This window comes from Rhodococcus sp. NPDC003382, assembly GCF_053589135.1.
The window spans coordinates 1-21,241 of sequence record NZ_JBSFRH010000035.1; the positions used below are offsets into that span (position 1 = coordinate 1).

The 21,241-nt window shown below is 64.3% G+C and carries 12 protein-coding genes; 5 read left to right on the forward strand and 7 right to left on the reverse strand.

Annotated elements, in window-relative coordinates; translation table 11 throughout:
* Nucleotides 1–1,045 precede the first annotated feature (1,045 nt).
* Nucleotides 1,046–1,888 carry a hypothetical protein gene (locus ACWDUD_RS21565; protein WP_450110601.1) on the forward strand — a complete coding sequence of 281 codons (843 nt, stop codon included), beginning with the start codon at nt 1,046–1,048 and terminating at the stop codon, nt 1,886–1,888.
* A 734-nt stretch (nt 1,889–2,622) separates the two neighbouring features.
* Here ACWDUD_RS21565 and ACWDUD_RS21570 read toward each other — a convergent pair.
* From ACWDUD_RS21570 to ACWDUD_RS21590, 5 genes are all read right to left on the reverse strand, one after another.
* Nucleotides 2,623–3,396, reverse strand: coding sequence for a ComF family protein (locus tag ACWDUD_RS21570; protein ID WP_450110602.1), 774 nt, complete (start codon nt 3,394–3,396; stop codon nt 2,623–2,625).
* Nucleotides 3,393–4,331, reverse strand: a complete 939-nt coding sequence (locus tag ACWDUD_RS21575; RefSeq protein ID WP_450110603.1) for a DNA-processing protein DprA — start codon at nt 4,329–4,331, stop codon at nt 3,393–3,395. Before ACWDUD_RS21575 ends, ACWDUD_RS21570 begins: the two co-directional genes overlap by 4 nt.
* A 3-nt stretch (nt 4,332–4,334) precedes the next feature.
* A complete protein-coding gene (locus ACWDUD_RS21580) occupies nt 4,335–5,762 on the reverse strand; it encodes an SIR2 family protein (RefSeq protein WP_450110604.1) in 1,428 nt (475 codons plus the stop codon).
* Between the two features lie 814 nt (nt 5,763–6,576).
* Nucleotides 6,577–7,971, reverse strand: a complete 1,395-nt coding sequence (locus tag ACWDUD_RS21585) for an IS1380 family transposase (protein WP_450110605.1) — start codon at nt 7,969–7,971, stop codon at nt 6,577–6,579.
* A 102-nt stretch (nt 7,972–8,073) separates the two neighbouring features.
* Entirely contained in the window at nt 8,074–9,306 is a 1,233-nt protein-coding gene (locus tag ACWDUD_RS21590) for an IS256 family transposase (RefSeq protein WP_450110606.1), read from the reverse strand.
* Between the two features lie 221 nt (nt 9,307–9,527).
* Here ACWDUD_RS21590 and ACWDUD_RS21595 point away from each other — a divergent pair, with 221 nt between their 5' ends.
* The 3 genes from ACWDUD_RS21595 to ACWDUD_RS21605 all read left to right on the forward strand — a co-directional run bounded on the left by ACWDUD_RS21595 (nt 9,528) and on the right by ACWDUD_RS21605 (nt 19,342).
* Nucleotides 9,528–13,007 carry a helicase-related protein gene (locus ACWDUD_RS21595; protein ID WP_450110648.1) on the forward strand — a complete coding sequence of 1,160 codons (3,480 nt, stop codon included), beginning with the start codon at nt 9,528–9,530 and terminating at the stop codon, nt 13,005–13,007.
* 118 nt (nt 13,008–13,125) lie between these two features.
* A complete protein-coding gene (locus ACWDUD_RS21600; protein WP_450110607.1) occupies nt 13,126–15,906 on the forward strand; it encodes a DUF1156 domain-containing protein in 2,781 nt (926 codons plus the stop codon).
* A gap of 13 nt (nt 15,907–15,919) precedes the next feature.
* The gene (locus ACWDUD_RS21605; protein WP_450110608.1) at nt 15,920–19,342 is read left to right on the forward strand and encodes a Swt1 family HEPN domain-containing protein; all 3,423 of its coding nucleotides are present in this window, start codon (nt 15,920–15,922) and stop codon (nt 19,340–19,342) included.
* A 236-nt stretch (nt 19,343–19,578) separates the two neighbouring features.
* On the opposite strand, the gene ACWDUD_RS21610 is transcribed toward ACWDUD_RS21605, so the two are convergent.
* Together ACWDUD_RS21610 and ACWDUD_RS21615 are read right to left on the reverse strand one after the other, a co-directional pair.
* Nucleotides 19,579–20,082: a hypothetical protein gene (locus ACWDUD_RS21610; protein ID WP_450110609.1), complete on the reverse strand. Its 504-nt coding sequence runs from the start codon at nt 20,080–20,082 to the stop codon at nt 19,579–19,581.
* A gap of 35 nt (nt 20,083–20,117) precedes the next feature.
* Nucleotides 20,118–20,417 (reverse strand): hypothetical protein, encoded by a 300-nt coding sequence (locus ACWDUD_RS21615; RefSeq protein WP_450110610.1) that lies wholly within the window; start codon nt 20,415–20,417, stop codon nt 20,118–20,120.
* 598 nt (nt 20,418–21,015) lie between these two features.
* Between ACWDUD_RS21615 and ACWDUD_RS21620 the strand changes: the two genes are divergently transcribed.
* Nucleotides 21,016–21,240, forward strand: a complete 225-nt coding sequence (locus ACWDUD_RS21620; RefSeq protein ID WP_450110611.1) for a cold shock domain-containing protein — start codon at nt 21,016–21,018, stop codon at nt 21,238–21,240.
* The last annotated feature ends 1 nt before the right edge of the window (nt 21,241 follow it).

The window sequence follows — 21,241 nt, forward strand, 5'->3', positions numbered from 1 at the left end:
CCACCAGCATCGAAGGAGACCCGCCCTCATCGGCGGAGCCACACGGGTGAGCACTTTCGGTGAGCAGGACTGAGCAGGATCAATGAGCGCCATCAGTGATCGACGCCTTGCAGCAGGCGATCCGCTGTGCGCTTACCAATCCATCCCCGTCGTGCCCGGCCGAGTGACGCCGGTATGCAACGGAGCATCGTCGGGTGTCGCTCCGGCACCCGGAGAGGCGGGGCCGGAACGACATAGGTGACGCTACCGCGGCGGCACGGAGCAGCGCGGTCACGACCACCGCACCCCCGGTCGCGGCGGCCCCACATGCGGCGGTACCTCGATCACCGCCCCACAGATGCACTGGAAGGTTCGGTGACCGCTGGCGCCAGCCGACGCCGCGGCCGCGGGACAGTCACATGGGGACCATCCCACCAAGACCCGGTGCGGCCCCAGCCGATGACCGGCCGGACAGACCTTCGGTGACCGCTCGAACGTCCTCACCACCACATCCTCCCACGTAATCGAAAGTCTGTTCGAATAGAATGCTGGGGCGGCAGGTCGGGGGAGCGCGAGAACACAGTGTTCGGGAAGCGCCGGCCTGCCGCACCGGCGTGGTCACAGACCCCCCACCTGGATCCGGCAACCGTTCAGGCAACCCCCTCAGAAGCCCCACCGGGCTCATCCCCGGCGACCAGGGGAGGGGGCCGCTCGCACGCCTGATGCCCCGGCCCTCGATGCGAGGAACGAGCCTTCCGTAACGGAGGCTCCGCACCGGGCGGACTTGCCGCCAGCAATCGATCGCCCAGGCCGGGATCGCCCGTCCGCATCGCCATGGTCACTGGGGCGGCACCGACGACCGGGCACGCCGGGCCCCAGGCCTGTCCCCGTAGCCCGAGCGCCGTCACCCCCGGGCCCGGCTTGGGATCGACGGGTGGGTCGCCCGGCGGTCATGGGGACCGGGTCTCTCGTAACATGTTTCGTAACGTACGTATCATGAAACGTACGTTACGAAACATGTTACGATGCGGTGAGACGCACGGAATCGGGTCGGAAGGGCGGGATCATGACCGAGGCAGCCAAGGGGGGACGGCGCCGCGAGTACGCCACGGACGCCGAACGGGTGCGGGCGTGGCGGCAGCGGCAGAAGGAGAAGGCCCGCGCCCAGCAGCAACAGGACGCGTTGCCGGCCGATCCGGTCGAGGCGATCACCACGCTCGCCGACGCGGTTCCGCTGCTGCGTCGTGAAACGCAGGCGGTGCTCGAGACGTTGACGTCGGTCGTGTCCTCGATCACTGCCGCGACCGATCTGCTCGCCGACCCGGCGGCGATCGATGCGCATCTGCGGCGGGTACGGGCCGATGCCGACAAGGTCCGCGCCGACGCCGCCGCCGAGATCGCGGCGCTGCGTGAACAACTCGATATCGCCCGCGAGGAACGCGCCGACGCCGATGCGGCCGCGGCCGCCGCCGAGGCCGAGGCCACCGAGGCACTCGCCCGGCTCACCGCGGTCAGATCCGAGCACGCCGCGGCCGAGGCCCGCTGGCAGCACCAGCTCGCGCAGGCCGCCGAGACACATCGGGAACAGATCGCTGCCCTCGAGAACCGGGTCGAGGTTCTCGCCGGGCAGGTCGAGGAACATCGGGAACGGCTGACCCGGGTGCAGGCCGAGAAGGACACCGCAGCCGAAGCGGCGGCCCAGAACGCCCGGCGGCTGGAAGCGGAGATCGCGGCGGCCCGCAGCGCGGCGGCCGCCGAACGGGACCGCGCCGAGACTGTGCGCGCCGACCTCGAGGCCGCTCGCACCGAGGCCGCGACCGCGCACGCCCAAGCCGACGCAGCCCGTGAACGAGCCAATGAACTGCGCGCCGAACTGCGCGAACTGCGGGCACCCCGGTCCGAGAAGTGAACCGAACCCGGCCGGCCGGAGCCGCGGGTAATCCGTGATCGCTCGGTTCCGGCACCGATCCGTGGTCCGTGCCGCAGCGCGTCTTCCCACCAAGATGCCCTGGGCATGAAACATTTCGCGGGCACTCGACGACAAGAACACGGGACGCCGAACGCTGGCGTCACCGAGCGCCCGCCGCTTCTCCGGATCTCACCCCTGTTGATTCGGAGAGGTGGCGGGGCCACGGGCCACCCCACCCCCCGCCGGGTGGCTCGTGAGCAGGTCCGAAGCATCGACCAGAACCCCCCGCCGGTCGATGCTTCGGGCCAGCCGGATGTTCACCAGCGATGGGGGGTCTGCACGAGTGCGCCGACCTGGATCCGTTACCCACATTCGGAGACTCCGCCGGGCTGGGGCCCGGCACATAACCACTGGTGGTGGGGGAACCAGCGACGCGCTCGATGCGTCCAACCTGGTATGGATCCCGAGGACCGTGCAGTGTGGGCAGCCGTCGGCCACGACCCCGACGACCCGGATGTCATCGAGCGGTGGCATTGGGTTCGGTGGCAGCTCGAGATGCTCCGCGAGTAAGCGGTAACCGGCGACGCAGTTGGTCTACCGACGACGACTGCCTGCTGCCGATGCAATCCGTTCGCGTTCGATGCCGATAGCCAGCTCTTATGTCAGGTGATCGTCTACGGCTCCGTAGAGAAGCCTCGACCCCAGTGTGGATGCGAGCTTCATGCGTAAACCGGTCATGCCTCGATCTGTGTACCCGGATGCAGGCTGTTGACTAACGGACTCTGTTCCCAGGAGAACCGTTTCGCTTTCTGCCCTGCCCAGAATGCCGGGGTGTTCTTGTAGCCGATGTTGACGCGGCGGGCAACGACAAAGTGACCGGCAAGGTGGTGCCCGGCAGCGTTGAGTGCATACGCAGCGCTGTTGATACGGGCACCGGTGGTGCACACGTCGTCTACGAGTAGGACCCGCCGGGCGGGGCCGTCGACGGAGACGAATCCGTCAGTGGACGGCTTGTTGAACGACAACGCGCCTGACCCACGGCGTAGCAGGGTTACTACGGGAACCTGCAGTGGCAGGTCTCGGAGGATGGTCTCGAGTGGGTGTGGGCCCGTCCGGCTAGACGAGGGGACGACGGTGATCACGTCAACCGAACTTCGTGCTTGTATGCGCGCACCGTGTTCGTACAGGAACCTGGCGATCAGTGCCTTGACGACGTCGACGTACTCGGGGATGAAGGGCTCACTTTCGTCGATACGGCCCTTGTAGCAGGTCAGCCATTCGCGTAGCTGCGACGGCTTGTTGTACAACGAGATCATGTCCAGCGGCGGTGCGGGCACCCCTAGGATTTTCCTATTCTTCGCGCAGTTCCAGCACTCCCCAGTCGTCCATTCTGTCCACGTGCGACAGCGCCAACAGGTTTCAGGCTGCCCATCGGTGGGAGGCGGTACCAGTTCGGGGATTGCCTTCTCGGACAATTCCCAGAGATGCGGGTCGATGTTCTCGATCACTGGTCGATCCCGTCGAGCGTGCGCCGAACCTCCTCAGCGCTGGTGACAAAGGAAGCTTTGCCGTCGTCGGCGAGCTTGCGCGCCCAATCTTGGTGTTCGAGGGCGGGTGACCACATCAGGACTCGTCGGCCGTATCCGATGGCTTGCTCGATCTCGTGTCGGCTGCCGCTACGGGACTCACCGGACATGATGATGCTGATATCGCTGAGGCCGGCGATCACGTGATTGCGGCGCAGGAACGAGGTGCGAGTTCTCGGGGCATACGGCGCGAACTGCGATACCAACACCCCGTTCTTGCGTATCCGGTGAGCCAGATCGGTGTTCTGCTCGGGGTAGATGCGGGTGATACCGGTCCCCATCACAGCGACGGTGGTTCCGTCCGCTGCCAGTGCTCCTTCGTGTGCGGCGGCGTCAACGCCGAGAGCTAAGCCGGACACGATCGTCGTTCCGGTGGCCGCGAGATCTGCGGCCAACTCGTGGGTGTCACGGATGACCTCTGTACCGGCGGATCTGCTACCGATGATTGCTACGGAGGAGGATTCACGGTCCAGGGCCGCGGTGGCGAACAATATCGGAGGTGCGTCCCAGCACTCGGCGAGCCGTGTCGGGTAGACCGGGGTACCGTTTGTGTCCGCGGACAGGAGGGGGCGGGCGACGCCATCCCTGGCCAGAATGTCGATCTGCTTGTGCCAGTATTCGATTCGCGCGTGGTCGAGACTGTCGTGGAGGTATCGGACCAGCTCAGAATCCGACGATCTATTGCTTGGATCCAGGAGGCTCAGATCCAGCAGAGCGCGGAACTGGGCGGGGGTGCGCAAAATGTAGGTGAGATCGCTGGGCTGTGCCGGGAGCAGCTCGAGAGAAGCCATCACGATCGCGGCCTGCCGCAGGTAGTCATCCTCCATGACAGTCATGGTACGAGGGCTGTACGACACGCATCACGAAGTGGACTGCGACTCGTACATGGCCTGCTTGATCAGGGATTTTGCGGCGCGGGCGGTGATGGTCGGGTCGGCATCGTTGAGCCTCTCCCACGTCGCGTGCTCGGTGGGACGGCTGCCGATAGTTGGAGGGTTGTCCCTGTGAGCTTCCCAGTAGTCGCGTGCGGCGCCACCGGCGGCGGCAATGGGGATCACCGCGACCCGTCGATCTGTCGCCCAACCGATCTCCACGGCGGTTCGGGTCCCCCCACGGATGGCGACGAGCGCCCGACAGTCGTCGAGGACACTTGTGACGAGTTCCTTGCGCGGGAGATCGGAGTAAATGGAGGTCCCGACTCTCTCTGGCGGCACCACGGGGGGTTCGTCCTTCCCGCGAAAATGGATCATAAGTTTGCTGGGGTCGTAGGTCCCTTCCTTCCGCCGCGTCCGTGCGACGTCCCGCGAGGTGTACCAGCCGGCCGGGCCGCCGAGGCTGGCGATTGTCCATGTCGGTTCATCGACGAGGGTGGCAGCGAGCGTTGCACACCAGGGACCCAGGATCTCTTCGTCTTGCTCCGGCGTTGCGTTTTCGATTCCGCTGCTGCCCGAGATGAACAGGTGTGGCGGCCGGGTACGCAGCACCAGCTCGGCGAGCAGATCAGGGATCTCGTCGTGATCGTTGATCTCGCAGACGGTGACGCCGCTGTTCTCGAGGTCGGCGGCCTGGAGTCGATACCGGCGTAGGTCTTCCGGTGTGTCATCGGCCCCATTGGGGGGTTTCATCACGGCGATGTGGCGGTCGGCGGATGCGGTCCCCAGGGTGCGGGCAAGGCGGAGGAGTATCTCGATGTTGGGGTCGGTGAAACTGAATCCCAGGAAGAGCATGGTGCGGCTCATGTACGACGATCGGAGCACGGTCCAGGTGCGAGGGTGTGCCAGTTCGTAGCGTTCGTAATCGGTACGTGTGATGACAGGCGGGAGTTCCCACTCATTACGGTTGTCGATGCTGCCGTGCATCTTGATGATCGCTCGCCGGCGCGAGGCGATGTTATGAACGTGGTTCTCTCCAGCCACGACGACGGCCTCGGGAATGGCAGTTTCCAGCAATCGGTCGTAGTTGGTAGTCCAAATCTCTTTGATGTCGAGACGTCGCAGATCCCGGTGGCTTGATGTCGGTTCGGGTGGAATCTTGATCATGGTGGTAAGGATGTGGGTCTCCAGCGCGTCGCGGCCGCCGTTCCCGCGGTCCAGTGCGATGTACTCGGCGACCAACGGCAGATCGGCGTGGCCCGGAATATCACAGCGATCTTGCATCGGCTTCAGTAGTGAACCCCAGTCCGGATAACCAGCAGCCCGCGAGAGTCCCGCGCCCACAAAGACGGCGGCATTCCCGGACAGGATCGCTTGTCCATACGTCTCGACAAGTTTGGCGCGTGTGATCGGCACACCTCGTATTGTGCCAATCAGGGGGAGCGCGCCCGTGTGTGCACGAGATCCCGAGGCTGGGGCAGCCCCTGATTCCCGCCAATCTCCGGGACTTACCCCTATCCCTGCAGTCGACTGGGGTCGACATCTTTGAATCCGCTCTGGTACCCGGCATGACCGGCGTGACCGGGATACCCCGGATAACCAGCGTACCCAGGGTATCCGGGGTATCCCGGGTATCCGCGATGTGGTTGAAACGTGCGGTGCAGAAGCCGATTACCTACCACCGTCCCCAGGTAATTCCCCTTCTTGTCGACGGCATCGGCATCCCCCCAGGGGAACCATCCGATCCACTTTCCGCGCTTGTCAAAGAGGAACTTGTCCCCTTCCATCCGTCGGAACGCAATCGGTGAACCACCGATATCGAAATAGAAAATGGCCATGCTCATCCCTTCAGAACCATGTCGGCAACTGGAGCATCTCAGACACTTCCGACATATACCCTCCAGGATGCAGACTCCTGCACGTCTGGCGGATGAATCCGCTCGACACACTTCACGAACCTCGTGATTCCATGCACGCCGGGAGTGTCCGATAAACGGTGGATCCGGCCTGGCATCGGTTAGTTGATGCGTCCTTCGAAAGTGATCGCGAAGGCATTAACCTCAATCTTTCTTGAGTCCGGTGTGCCGGCCTGAGCGTCTTCGGATTGGGTGTGGAGACCGCGGACGCGGGGTGCGGCCACGGTCTGTCGCCCGACACGGTCGGGTGACGTCGGGGTCCACGGCCCCGAATGCGTGCGGTCCTTTCGTTCGATCGGATACGTTCCGGCTGGTCAGGCCGGTGCGGGCAGCGCGTCGAGGCGCTTCAGCGCTGCGGTGAGGACCGCGACCGACGGCGCCCGGGCGGCGAGGTTGACCACGGTGCGGCGGGCGTGACGGGTGATCCGCCCGGCGATCGACCACAGTCGCAACCGCAGCCGCTTCGGTTCCCAACACCGGGCCGGATGATCGACCAGGGCCAGCATCTGGGTCCACGCGACGAGCTCACACGCCAGCTGCACGAGCGCCAACCAGATCCGGTTCTGATCGAAACCGTGCAACGGAAGGTTCTGCAACCCGGTGACTTTCGCCGCCCGGATCCGGTCCTCGCACCGGGCCCGCCGCCGGTGGCGCAGCTCCAGATCCGGCAGTTGCCCGCGCCGGGTGTTGGTCACGAACGCCGTCAGGCGCAGCCCGTCACGATCGGTGAACCGCAACTGCGCACCCGGATGTGGGCGCTCCTTCCGGACCACAACCCGCATGCCCTTCGGCCACGATGACAGGTCGAGCAGGTCGGTGATCTCGGTGACCCAGGCCCCGTCGCGGACCTGTCCGTCGGCGTCGTAGGCCGGGGTCCACGCCTGATCGGGAACCAGATCGATCGCCTCGGCATGGGCGTCGGTCAACCCGAACCCCACCGAATACGAGAGCCTGCGCTTGGTCAGATACTCGATCAGTTGGTGGGTGCCGCCGGCGCCGTCGATGCGCACCAGTACCTTCTTCCCGACCCGGTAGGCCGGGTCGAACGGCAACTGTGCGAGTGCGTCCTGCACCACGGTGATGTGATCGACGGCGGTGTTCGATCCCGAGTTACCCGGCCGCAGCAGCATCGCGACGGGTTCACCGGTGCCGCCGGTGCCGTGGTCGACGAACGCGCACAGTGGATGGAAACCGAAGCCTCGCTTGAATGTCGGGGCGGCCTGTTCCTTCTCGGAATGCGCGGTGACCAGGGTGGCATCGATATCGAGGACCAGCGGATGCGCTTGGTCGATGGCGTGATCCGGTGCCGATGTACCGGCGGCAGTCCAGGCATGGGTGCGTGCGGTGGCGCGGGCACGTCCGATCGCGGCGAGCGCGGTGTCGGCGTCGGCGGCCAACACGCCGATCAGGCGGGAGACGGTCGGGTCGGAGGCCACCGCACCGAAGAGTTCCGGGTGAGCCCGCAGTTGTGCGATGTCGGCGAGGCAGTCTCCACCGATCGCCAGTGCTGTCGCGAGATCGAGGAGGATCTTGCCGGGATCGTGGTGGGCCAGCGGTTTTCGATACGGTGAGAGCTCGGTCGTCAACGCCGCGGTGAGGCCGGTCTTCTCCGCGGTGCGCAGCAGCAGGACCGCTCCGGCCTGCGACACAACACCGGTTCCAGTGGCCGATGCGGACACGCGTGGGTAGGGGGACGTAGACTTGTTCACCTGAATGGTGCTCCTCGAACTGCGGCGGACATGACCCTAGACAAGCCATATCTTCGCAGTTCAGGGCGCCATTCTTCGTTCACGACACCCTGCAATCACGAATCACCGTGAAAGCGGCAGGTTAAGAGCAGGCTTCCACCTCATCGCCCATCGTGCCCTACCCCGACCGGTGGGGTCCAGCGCCCGCGTCGCGAGATAGAGACACTTCAGCGCGGCCTGCTCGGTCGGGAAATGCCCACGGGCGCGGATCGCCCGCCGGTAGCGGGCATTGATCGACTCGATCGCGTTCGTCGAGCAGATCACCCGCCGGATCTCGATGTCGTAGTCGAGGAACGGCACGAACTCGCTCCACGCGTTCTCCCACAACCGCACGATCGCCGGATACTTCGGCCCCCACTTGGTGGCGAACTCGACGAACCGTTCCTTGGCCGCGGCCTCGGTCGGAGCGGTATAGATCGGCTTGAGATCGCGGGACATCTCGTCCCAATGCTGACGTGGTGCGAACCGAAAAGTGTTACGGATCAGGTGAATGATGCAGGTCTGCACCACCGCCAACTCCCACACCGTATTGATCGCATCCGGCAAACCCTTGAGCCCGTCGCAGACGACGATGCACACATCAGCGACTCCGCGGTTCTTGATCTCGGTGAGCACCGCCAGCCAGAACTTCGCGCCTTCCCCGCCGTCGCCGGCCCACAACCCCAAGATGTCGCGTTCGCCATTGACGGTCACCCCGATCGCGACGTAGATCGGTCGGTTGGTGACCTGACCGTCGCGGATCTTGACGTGGATGGCGTCGATGAACACCACCGGATACACCCGATCGAGGGGCCGGTTCTGCCATTCGGTCATTTCCTCGAGCACCTTGTCGGTGATCCGGGAGATGGTGTCCTTCGACACCGACGCTCCGTAGATGTCCTGAAAGTGCGCCGAGATCTCTCCGGTGGTCAGCCCTTTGGCGCTGAGGGAAAGCACGATCTCGTCGATGCCGGTCAGCCGCCGTTGCCGTTTGCGCACGATCTTCGGTTCGAAGCTCGACTCGGTGTCCCTCGGGACGTCGATCTCGACCGGGCCGATCTCGGTCAGCACCGTCTTCGATCTGGTGCCGTTGCGGGAGTTGCCGCTACCGCGTCCGGCCGGGTCGTTCTTCTCGTAACCGAGGTGCTCGGTCATCTCCGCATCCAGTGCGGTTTCGAGCACGTTCTTCGTCAACTGCCCGAGCAGTCCGTTCGGGCCCATCAGTTCGACGCCTTGTTCCTTGGCCTGGGCCAGCAGCTGCTGCGCCAACTCCAGCTGGTTCACCTCGTCCGCCATGGGCTCCAGTGTTTCCGTCATGGTCGATCCTTCCCGCCAAGCACGCTGCTCGGCGTGTCAGGCCAACCCGGATCCACCGTTATTCAGACAGTCCCTGCACGCCGTGCCAGCTACCCGAAGGTGCCCGAGCCCAGAACGATAAAGGTGATGTGTGACATTCTTCGCCCGGCGAACGATCACATCTGTAAGGCGACAACGCAGGGGAGAGTGACAGGACGGTGGCAGCTTCATCACCGGTAGGGATGCCGGTGCGGCTCGAGGATCTCGACCGTGGCCAGGTGCTTCGTGGTGTGCATTCAGGACCTGTGACCCTTGTCGATGTCGACCGGCACGGACCGGACGCGGTGACAGTGACGTTCAAGGACACCGCCGGTGGTTTGGGTCAGCAGTTGCTGTACCGAACCGATGAGGAACGTCTGCGGATCGAGACACCGCAGGCCCGCTGGTCGTTCGATGCCGATCCGGCCGAGTTCCGGCTCGCCGCTGAAGCCCTGCGCATCCGCATGGCCGGTCTGCACGATCCGATGGTGGCGGTCTCCTCCAGCGCAGTCGATCCCTTGCCGCACCAGATCCGTGCCGTCTACGGCGAACTGCTGCCCCGCACCCCGCTGCGGTTCGTCCTCGCCGACGACCCCGGCGCCGGGAAGACGATCATGGCCGGGCTCTACGCGAAAGAACTGATGCTGCGCGGGGACCTGACCCGCATGTTGATCGTCGCTCCCGGCTCGCTGGTCGAGCAGTGGCAGGACGAGCTGGCCACCAAGTTCGGCATCGACGCTCAGCTGCTCTCGCGCGAGATGATCGCCTCGAGCCCGGACACGAACCCCTTCGAACGCTATCCGCTGCTGATCGCCCGGATGGACCAACTCGCCCGCAACGACGACCTACTCGCCTTGCTCGACACCAGCGAGTGGGATCTGGTGGTCGTCGACGAGGCACACCGGATGTCGGCAACCTGGTACGGCGGCGAACTCGACGTCACCCGCCGCTACCAGCTCGGCCAGCGCCTCGGGCAGATCACCCGGCACCTGCTGCTGATGACCGCCACCCCGCACAACGGCAACGAAACCAGCTTCCAGGCGTTCATGGCGCTGCTCGATCCCGACCGGTTCGAAGGCGAATACCGCTCCGGGGCGCACACCACCGACACCTCCGGGCTGATGCGCCGCATGGTCAAAGAAGAGCTGCTCACCTTCGACGGCACCCCACTGTTCCCCGAGCGCATCGCCGAGACCGTGCCGTACACCCTCTCCGACGGTGAACGCCAGCTCTACGACGAGGTCACCCGCTACGTCCGCGAGGAGATGAACCGCGCCGACCGTCTCGGCGCCGACAACCCCCGCGCCCGCACCGTCGGCTTCGCACTGACCGTGCTGCAACGGCGCCTGGCGTCCTCCCCGCACGCGATCGTCCGGTCGCTGCAACGCCGCCGCGAACGCCTCGGTACCAAACGCCGCGACCTGCTCACACCGAATCCGATGAGTCGGGTCGACGATCTCGCGCTGACCGGGATCGACTTCGACGATCCGGACGAGTACGACGCCGGCGAACGCGAAGAGATGGAAGAGCAGGTCGTCGACGCCGCCACCGCGGCGCAGACCGTCGCCGAGCTCGACATCGAAATCGCCCGCCTCGGGGTGCTCGTCGCCCTCGCCGAGCAGGTCCGCGACTCCGGTGAGGACCGCAAATGGGCCGAACTACGCTCACTGCTGCTGGACCGGAATCTGCTGCGCGACGCCCAGGGTGCCCCGCGCAAGTTGATTGTGTTCACCGAACACCGCGACACCCTGGACTATCTGACCGCGCAAATCCGCAACATCCTCGGTCGCGAAGATGCGGTGGTCACCATCCACGGCGGCACCCGCCGCGAAGACCGCCGTACGATCCGCGAGCAGTTCACCCACAACCCCGATACCCAGGTGCTCATCGCCACCGATGCCGCCGGGGAAGGGCTGAACCTGCAGGCCGCCCACCTGATGATCAACTACGACCTGCCGTGGAACCCCAACCGGCTCGAGCAGCGCTTCGGCCGGATCCACCGTATCGGCCAACGCCACACCTGCCGGCTGTGGAATCTCGTCGCCGACGGCACCCGCGAAGGCCATGTGTTCACCCGGCTGCTCGAAAAGATGGAAACCCAGCGCCGCGCCTACGGCGGCCGGCTGTTCGACGTCCTCGGCGACGCCTTCACCGACCGACCGCTACGCACTCTGTTGCTCGACGCGATCCGCTACGGCGACGACCCGGCCCGCCTGGCCGCCCTCGACCAGGTCGTCGACGCCGAAGTTTCCCGCGGCCTGGACACCCTGCTCGAAGAACGCGCCCTGGCCCACGAAGCCCTGGCCCCGCACGAACTCGACCGGCTGCGCCGCGAGATGGACGAAGCCCGCGCCCGGCGGCTGCAACCGCACTACATCGCCGCGTTCTTCCACGACGCCTTCCCCCGCCTCGGGGGACGGCTGCCCCGGAGGGAATCGGGCCGGTTCGAGATCACCCATGTCCCCGCGGCTGTGCGGGCCCGGCAACGCCCGGGCGCGGCGGTGCCGATCGTCTCGCGCTATCAGCGGGTCACATTCGATCCCGACCGCATGGACCTGGGCGAGCCCACCGCACCACGCGCCGAACTCCTCGCCCCCGGCCATCCGCTGCTCGACACGGTCCTCGACGCCACCATCGAAACCCACCAGCAGGCGTTGGAGACCGGAACCGTGCTGTTCGACCCGCACGACCCGGCCGAACACCCCCGGCTGATCGTGGCCGTGACCGGGGAAATCAGCGACGGCACCAGCGTGGTGGTGTCCAAACGCTTCGACTTCATCACCCTCACCCCCGACGGCACCGCCACCTTGTGCGGACCGGCACCCTATCTGGACCTACAACCTCTACCGTCGGAGGCACGCACCATTGCCGACGAGGTCCTCGGCCACAGCTGGCTCGCCGGTGGGGTCGAGCAACTCGCCGCCACCTGGGCCATCACCCACGCCCAACCCGAACATCTCGCCCAGGTCAAAGACCGCGTCCTGCCGCTGCTCGACAAAACCCGCGCTGCGGTGCACAAACGCCTCACCCAGCAGATCAACTATCTCGACAGCGAAGCGGCCCGCCTGCGCGATGTCCTGGCGACCCGCACCCAGGGCCGGCACGCCAAACCCCGGCACAGCCCCGAACGCCTCGAGGCCCGCGCCCGCGACCTCGAAGCCCGCCTCACCGCCCGCACCACCGAACTCGACCTGCAATCCCGTCTGGCCGCCAAACCCCCGCAGATCGCCGGCGCGGTGCTGGTCATCCCCGCTGGGATGCTGCCCGGCGCCCCCGCCCGGTATGCCAAGGAAACGGCTCGCATCGAACGCCGCGCCGTCGACAAGGTCCTCGCCGCCGAACACGCCCTGGGACGTATTCCGGAGGAGATGCCGCACAACAACAAGGGCTACGACATCCGCTCCCTCGACCCGCAGGACGGCCACTACGTGTTCATCGAGGTCAAAGGCCGCATCGAAGGTGCCGAGGACTTCACCGTTACCTTCAACGAAGTCCTTTACGGCAAGAACGTTCCCGACCGGCATCGCCTCGCCATGGTCTCGGTCAGTGACCGCGGTCCCGACCACGACCAGTTGCGGTATGTACATGAGCCCTTCCGGCGCATCGACCTGGGCGATCTCGCCGCCACCGAGGTACGCCTGCACTGGGCCAAGACCTGGGCGAAAGGCGGACCACCCTCCTAGCAGCCTCCCGTCCCGACCGGACCGGGCACCGCTGCCGGATCCTGGCACGCCCGGCCACTACTGTTTCCCGTAACCACGCTCCTGCAGCACCGATGTACGTAGAGAAGGACCCCGCCTCGTGACCGCCGATACCACCGCAGTCCCTCGTCGCAAACTCATCGAGGTCGCGCTGCCGCTGGAGAAGATCAACGCCGAGTCGGCCCGCGAAAAATCGATCCGCCATGGTCACCCGTCCACCCTGCATCTGTGGTGGGCCCGCCGCCCCCTCGCCGCCGCACGCGCTGTGCTGTTCGCGCAGCTCGTCGATGACCCATCTTCGTTTCCGGACCGCTTCCCTACTGATGAGGCTGTCGCGAAGGAACGCAAACGCCTGCACGAAATCATCGAACAGCTCGTCGTCTGGGAAAACGCTGGCGACGAAAACCTGCTGCGCCGGGCGCGTGAAGAGATCCTGGCCTCCACCGATGGAAACCCGCCGCCGATCCTCGACCCATTCGCCGGCGGCGGCACCATCCCGCTCGAAGCCCAGCGCCTCGGCCTCGAAGCCCACGCCTCCGACCTCAACCCGGTCGCGGTGCTCATCAACAAGGCTCTGATCGAGATCCCTCCGAAGTTCGCCGGTCAGCCCCCGGTGTTTCCCGGAGCAGCGGATGCTCAGATCACCACCTGGCCGCGGGCTACCGGACTGGCCGAAGACGTGCGTCGTTACGGACAGTGGATGCGCGACGAAGCCGAAAAGCGCATCGGTCACCTGTACCCAAAGGCGCAGTTGCCGGACGGATCCGAAGCCACAGTCATCGCATGGATCTGGGCTCGCACAGTCACCTGCCCCAATCCTGCCTGCGGCATTGCGATGCCTCTCGTTCGCTCGTGGTGGCTTGGGAAGAAGAAGGGCAAGGAATCCTACGTCATCCCTGCCGTCGTAGACGGAGAGGTCGTATTCCGTATCGGCCACGATCCAAAGAAGGCATCAGCAAAAGATGGCGACGGGACTGTAGGACGTGCAGGGGCAGTGTGCATTGGCTGCAGAGCTGCTGTCGACTTGAACTACATCCGAGCAGAGGCACGAGCTAAGCGGATGGGTGCTCAGCTAATGGCAACGGTGGCTGAGGGGCACAGAACACGAATCTATCTGGAACCGACTTCGGACCAAGAGACGGCCGCTCAGGTCGAACGGCCGCTTGGTGTACCTGATGGCGAACTGTTCGACTGGCCGGGGCGAATCAATGTCGTCCGATACGGACTGACTGAGTTTTCTGACTTGTTCACTGAACGCCAACTCACTGCGCTTACTCACTTTAGTGACCTCGTGGGGGAGGCTCATGAACGCGTTCTTGCTGATGCACTTGCTGCAGGCATGTCTGACGATGGTCTCGAAGCTGGACGAACGGGGGCCGCAGCGTATGCCGCTGGGGTGGCGACGTATCTCGGTCTAGGCGTGAGCCGAACTGCAGATCTCGGAAACGCACTTGTCACATGGTCGAACAGTCGAGATCAAGCTCGTAATCTCTTTGCTCGCCAAGCTATCCCTATGGCATGGGATTTTGTCGAGGTTTCTCCGTTTGCTGAGGCTGCTGGCGATCTAGGGATTGCGACAAGATCCATGGCAGAAGCGCTTGACCGACTCCAAACAGGGTTGCAAGGGCACGTTAAGCAGGCTAGCGCACGTGAGCGTGCTCTAGATCGGTTCGTGATCTCTACGGACCCGCCCTACTATGACAACATCGGCTACTCCGACTTGTCCGACTTCTTTTATGTTTGGATCCGTCGCTCTCTGCGTGCCATACACAAAGATCTACTCGGCACCATGCTGGTACCGAAAAATGACGAACTAGTCGCTAATCCTTACAGGCATGGCGGCAAAGACGAAGCGCATAAGTTCTTTGAGGAAGGGTTCCAGGAGGTCTTTCGCAGGGCGAGAGAATCAGCTATTCCCGACTTTCCCATCACTGTGTACTACGCCTTCAAGCAGCAGGATAGCGATGCGAGCGGGGAAGCATCGACCGGCTGGGAGACCTTACTCGAAGGAATGGTTCGGTCTGGGTGGTCGATCACTGGCACTTGGCCGATGCGTAGTGAACGTGGCGGACGAATGATCAGCGTAGGCACGAACGCTCTCGCTTCTTCCATAGTTCTTGCATTGCGACCTCGAGCCGAGGATGCCCCGACCATCGATCGGCGGGGTTTCATCAACGCACTCAAGGACGAGCTCCCGGATGCGCTGCGCGAGCTCCAACAGGGTGCAATCGCTCCCGTTGATCTGCCACAGGCGGCGATCGGTCCGGGTATGGCAGTGTTCTCCCGCTTTTCAGGAGTCCTTACTGACGATGGGTCGAAGATGACTGTGCGTGCCGCGTTGGCCCGAATTAATGAGATTCTCGACGAGGTCCTCGCGGAGCAGGAAGGCGACTTCGACCCGGACACGCGTTTCGCGATTGCTTGGTTCCGCCAGCACGGATTCGAAACGGGAACGTTCGGCGATGCCGATAATATGGCCCGAGCCCGTAATGCATCTCTCGAACATTTGGAACGGTCCGGCATCCTGACCAGTCGTGCTGGCAAGGTCGCGCTGCTCTCCCCCGAGGCGTTAGGGGCGATCTACTCGGTCAGGGAGTACGACCCGGCGACCGACCCGCACATCAGTACCTGGGAAGTGGTCGTGCACCTCTCCCGCTCTTTGACGGAAAAGGGTGTACCGGCTGCTGCGGCGTTGTTGTCCCGGGTACCGGAATCGATCGATCGGGATCTGTGCAAGGAACTGGCGTTCTTGCTCTTCACCATCGCCGAGGACTCGAAGCGCACCCAGGTTGCGATCGAGTTCAACTCCCTTGGTACCGCATGGAACGACATCGTCGCTGAGTCTCGTAATGCCTCGAACCAGTTAATGCTGGACACCTAGAAGGAACCTTGTCATGGCTGTGAGCAACCGCGATCGGATCGGTCGGATCTTCGAGCTTCTCGGTCCCGCACTGGACGAGTTCCACACATATGTGTTGGCGAAGAAGCTGGATGGTGGGGACTGGACGGCCCTGCTGGCGGCGCGGGACAAGACCAAGGGTGCTGGTGCGTCGAAGACCTATGTGCGCACCGACCCGCAGAACGGCCTGCGGATGATCACCGAACAGATCCCCAACCAAATCCAAAAAGGCTGGTATCCGTTCACCGATCACCTCTCCCGCACCGAGCAATCCTGGGCCACCGAACTGCGGGATGTGCGCAACACGTGGGCGCACAACGGATCGTTCACCGCCGACGATGCCTACCGGGCCCTCGATACCGCAGAGCGGTTCCTGCGGGCCATCGGGGCTCCGGACCAAGCCGATGAGGCCCGACGCTCACGAATCGAGCTGATGCGTCTGAGCTCCGAAAAGCAGGACCGCAAAGTCGTCAAGACCTCTGCGGCGGCGGAGATCGGTGCCGACGGACTCGAACCGTGGCGGCTGGTGCTCAGCCCGCATCAGGATGTGCAGAGCGGCAACTTCCATGCCGCCGAATTCGCCGCGGACCTGGCGATGGTCTCCCGCGGTGAAGGCGACCCCGAATACACCGATCCGGTGGAGTTCTTCGTCCGTACCTATCTGACCGAAGGTTTGAAGGATCTGCTCGTCCCTGCGATGCAGAGACTGTCCGGCGACCCCAACGCCGCGCCGATCATCAACCTGCAAACCAACTTCGGTGGCGGCAAGACCCACTCCATGCTCGCGGTATGGCATCTGGCGTCCGGTCGGCCGCTGGTGGACTATCCGCAGGAAGTACAGGATCTGCTCGCCGGCACCGAGCTTCCCGCTGCACGGCGGGTGGCGTTGGTGGGCACCCAGATCAAGGCCGGTGCGGTGAAGGTGATGCCCGATGGCACCCGCATCAACACCATCGGCGGTTTGCTGGCCTGGAATCTCGGCGGCACCGAAGGCTATGCGATGGTCGCCGAATCCGACACCAACCGGCTCAATCCCAGCGGTGAGGCACTGCGTGAGCTGTTCCTGCGGTTCGGCCCGGCGGTGATCCTCATCGACGAATGGGTCGCCTACGCGCGCCTGTTGTTCGGCCATGAGGAGCTGCCCGACGGCACCTTCGATGCACAGTTCACCTTCGCCCAAGCGCTGACCGAGGCGGCCAAGGCCGTTCCCGGTACGTTGGTGCTGATCTCCATTCCTGCCTCGGCGGAGATGAAGGACGGCGAGTACGTCGGTGACGAGGAAGAAGTCGGTGGGCAGAACGGCCGCGAAGCATTGAAGATGCTGCGCAAGGCCGTCGGCCGGGTCGCGGAGCAGTGGCGCGCCGCCAACGCCGAGGAGAGCTTCCACATCGTCCGTCGCCGATTGTTCGAATCCCCGGACAGCACCGCCTTGGCAAAGATCAACGCCACCGCCAAGACAATGGTGGCGTTCTACGTCAAGAACAGCAGCGACTTTCCCCGCGAGGTCCGCGAACTCGACTATGAAGAACGCATCCGCCGCTCCTATCCGATCCACCCGGAGCTGTTCGACCGGCTCTACCAGGACTGGTCCACACTCGAACGCTTCCAGCGCACCCGTGGTGTCCTGCGGTTGATGAACGTCATCGTCGGTCAGCTCTGGCGCGAGAACGATACCGCTCCGCTGATCATGCCCGGGTCGATCCCGCTGCGCGCCGACAAGGTCGTCACCGAACTGACCCAGTACCTCGACGACCAGTGGAAGGCCCTGATAGACACTGACGTCGACGGACCGAACTCCGCTCCCGCCCAGGTCGACAACACCAACCAGCTGCTCGGCCAACGTCTGACCACCCAACGCTTGGCCCGCACCGTCTTCATGGGCGCCACCCCGACGCTCACCTCAGCGCACAAAGGCCTGGACAAGCAACGGATCTTCCTCGGCACCGCTCTTCCCGGGGATGTGCCGGGTAACTTCCATTCGGCGCTGAACCACCTGGCCAATACCGCCACCTACTTCTACAACTCCGGATCGCTGTACTGGTACGACACCCAGGCCAACACCACCCGCACCGCCCGCGACCACGCCGAACGCCTCCACAAGGAAGACGTATGGGCCGAAGTCGTGCGCCGACTGCAGGATCACCGCAAAACGGCGTCGGACGGCTTCGCCGGCGTACACGTCGCCCCCGACTCGTCGGCGGACGTACCGGACGTGCCGGAGGTGCGGTTGGTGATCGTGCCCCCCGCGCATCTGCACAACCGCAAAGCCAAGGCCGACTCCCCGGCGGCGGTCTGGGCCAAGGACGTCACCGAACATCGCGGCAGCGCTGCCCGCACCCACCGCAACATGGTCGCTTTCCTCGCCGCCGACGACGCCCGCTGGGCCGAACTCGACAGCGCGGTCCGGGACTTTCTGGCCTGGTCCTACATCCGCGACAACGCCGACAAGGACCTGAACCTGACCGCCGCGCAACGCCAGCAGGCCGGCGACCGAGTTGCCACTCACAACCAGGCCGTCGCCGATCGGCTGCTGCAGACCTATCACTGGGTGCTCGCTCCCACCCAGCGCGATGCCACCAAACCCCTCGAGATCGAAGCGTTCAAGGCCGACGGCACCACCACCGATCTGGCTGCCCGCGCCGCAGCGAAGTTGCGCAACGAATCGCTGCTGACTCTGCAGCGCAGCGCCGGTCTGATCCGCCACGACCTGTCCGGCACCCTCAAGGCCGCCTGGGACCGCGAGGGTCACATCCGCTTCGGCCAGTTGTGGGACTACTACACCACCTACCCGTACCTGGCGAGGCTGCGCGATCGCGCCGTCCTCGAAGACGGGGTGCAGTCGGTATCCCGCGAGATGCTCTGGCAGCAGACCGGATTTGCCCTGGCCGTCGACTGGGACGGACAGAACTATCTCGGACTGGTGCTGCCGTCCGATCAGGTAAGCGCGCCGCAGATTACCGATGCGCTGCTGCTGGTACAGCCTGATCGAGCCGAGGCGCAACGCGAACGCGAACTCGCCGAATACGAGGCAACCCAGGATGAGAGCGCATCTCAGCACGAGAGTGACTCGTCCGCGGGCGACGAGAAGACCTCCCCGGGCTCTGGTGCGACGGTTCAGACCACCACGGCCACACGTACGGGTAGCCGCAGTGAAGCTGGGGGTGCCGCTGCCGCTCCTGTGGCGAAAACCCGATTCTTCGGGTCTACCGCCCTGCATCCGGACTTCTACGCCCGTGACTTCAACAAGATCACCACCGAGATCATCCAACACCTTGCCGCCGCAGACGGTGTTCACCTCGAAGTGCGGATCGAAATCACCGCCACCACGCCGAACGGATTCGACGAGAACAAAATCCGCACGGTCAGCGAGAACGCCACCGTTCTCAAATTCGACCAGGTCGGGTTCGAAACGGACTGATCAATCGCTTACAGGGATGCTGTCGAGGCAGCGTTGAACCACTATGAAGTAGTACTGGAAGGGTGCAAAAGTGGTACAGTCGTGGTGCCCGAGACAGTAGTCGAGGGAAGTGGTTCGTGTAGGAGGTCTCCGGAGCAGAAGTACCCCTTGTGGGCAGCTCCACCTGGTGGTTTCTAGCCTTGCGCGCCCATCACACGTAGAAGGCCCCCTCCAAGCGGAGGGGGCCTTCGCGCATCTCAGAGCGTGATGACCTCGATACGATGCTCGATCTTGCGGCGCATGGACCCACCCCGGCCCCACGCCCACGCGTGAACGTCAGGAAGCCACAGCAACGGATTGCTCGGTCGATCGTGCAGGTACTCGAACGGAGCTTGAGGACCCACCACCTTCCGAATCACACGATTATCTTCCTTGTCCTGGTCACATGACTCGATGACGACGCGCTTTGCAGCCAGTTCCACCAAGTCGTGAGCGGCAGCCTCGAGTGTGAGATCCCGTGCCTCACGCTCGGTAAGTTTCGGTGACTTGACCACGTACAGGCGACTTTCGGCGTTCAACTTCGCGACCTCGGCCACGATCTTCGGTGCAGACCTTCCCGCCGCCACCATGTGGATTCGGCTGTTCCCTTTGGGGCACAGATCCCTCATCCGTTTTCGCATCTCGTCCAGGCCCGCCGGCAGGACCGTCACCGCGCACAGGATGTACTCGCCACGCTTCGACTCGTCAATGAAGGCGTGCACGGTCCGCCCCCCAATCCTCGTCAGGTACGACCACGTCAGATCCCCTCTTTGGAGGAACCGCACACGATGTCCCGGATCAACGCGAGCTTCTCCTGTGCATCGGACGAACCGATGGAACGCAACATCGCATCCCCGCGTTCACTAGGGGTCAGGACCGCGCTCACCACATCGGCGATGGGGGTGCCCAGCAGGTAAAGGCGGACCTCGTCGTCCTGATTGGGCGGCAATTCTGCAGGAAGGTGACCGATCCCGTGAGAGGCCAGGGCCCGGCTGATGGCGGACCGGATGTGGATGCCCAGTCGTCCCGCGTCCTGGATCCGCTTGAGGGTCTCCATCGTCGTGGTGTGCACTCCGGAGTCCGCAACCGCCGCCCTCAACTCGCTGTAGCCATCCATGATTTACTCCAAATCTTTAAACAATATCCGAATCTAATCTCAGGATAGCGGCTGCGCGTCAGGGTGGGAAGGTGTGCTGTTTGACGATCGCCAAGCAGCACATCGATCGACCGGGGATCGGGTTCTTCCAGAAACAACATGGAGGCGGTGACGAGCGCCCGGAACGGCCATGCGGCGCTGGCCGCTTCCGATGAGCCTGTCGACCATCTCGGTCACCGCTACGCTCACGGCATTGTCGGAGAGGAGGCAGCGTGACTCTGAGATTCGCACACATGGTGGGCGGGGCTTGTGTGCTTGCAGCGGTCGTAGCAGTTGCACTCGCTCTCGTCGTCGATGACCCGGACAACTTCCCGATCGAGGAGCAGCAAACCGCCATGTCCACGTACGACAACGTGCCTTCCGACTACGATCCCTCGGTCGAGGAACCTGTGATCGAGGATGGAGAACCGAAAGCGACGAGGACTTTGCGAGGGATGCCGCCCTGGGCAGACATCCCGATGATCAACCTGTGCCCGGCGGAGGAAGCATCACCGTCACCATGGGACAGACAGTGGGGACGGTGCAGGAATGGCACGGCGAGCTGGGGTGGGGAGTGTTGGACTCTCCCGATACTCCCGGCGGGTGCTGGGTGTACTGGAGCACCATCGAGGGAACCGGTTTTCGAGCCTTGACCGTAGGGGCGACGGTCGAGTTCGGCTGGGAACTTGCGCAGCAGGACGGATATTCGTTCCGGGCCACCCGCGTCTACCCGCGGGATGAGTGAC

Coding starts and splice junctions, on each gene's coding strand:
- ACWDUD_RS21565 (WP_450110601.1), top strand. CDS start 1,046: ATGACCGAGGCAGCCAAGGGGGGACGGCGCCGCGAGTACGCCACGGAC.
- ACWDUD_RS21590 (WP_450110606.1), bottom strand. CDS start 9,306: ATGACGGAAACACTGGAGCCCATGGCGGACGAGGTGAACCAGCTGGAG.
- ACWDUD_RS21595 (WP_450110648.1), top strand. CDS start 9,528: ATGCCGGTGCGGCTCGAGGATCTCGACCGTGGCCAGGTGCTTCGTGGT.
- ACWDUD_RS21605 (WP_450110608.1), top strand. CDS start 15,920: ATGGCTGTGAGCAACCGCGATCGGATCGGTCGGATCTTCGAGCTTCTC.
- ACWDUD_RS21615 (WP_450110610.1), bottom strand. CDS start 20,417: ATGGAGACCCTCAAGCGGATCCAGGACGCGGGACGACTGGGCATCCAC.
- ACWDUD_RS21620 (WP_450110611.1), top strand. CDS start 21,016: ATGGGACAGACAGTGGGGACGGTGCAGGAATGGCACGGCGAGCTGGGG.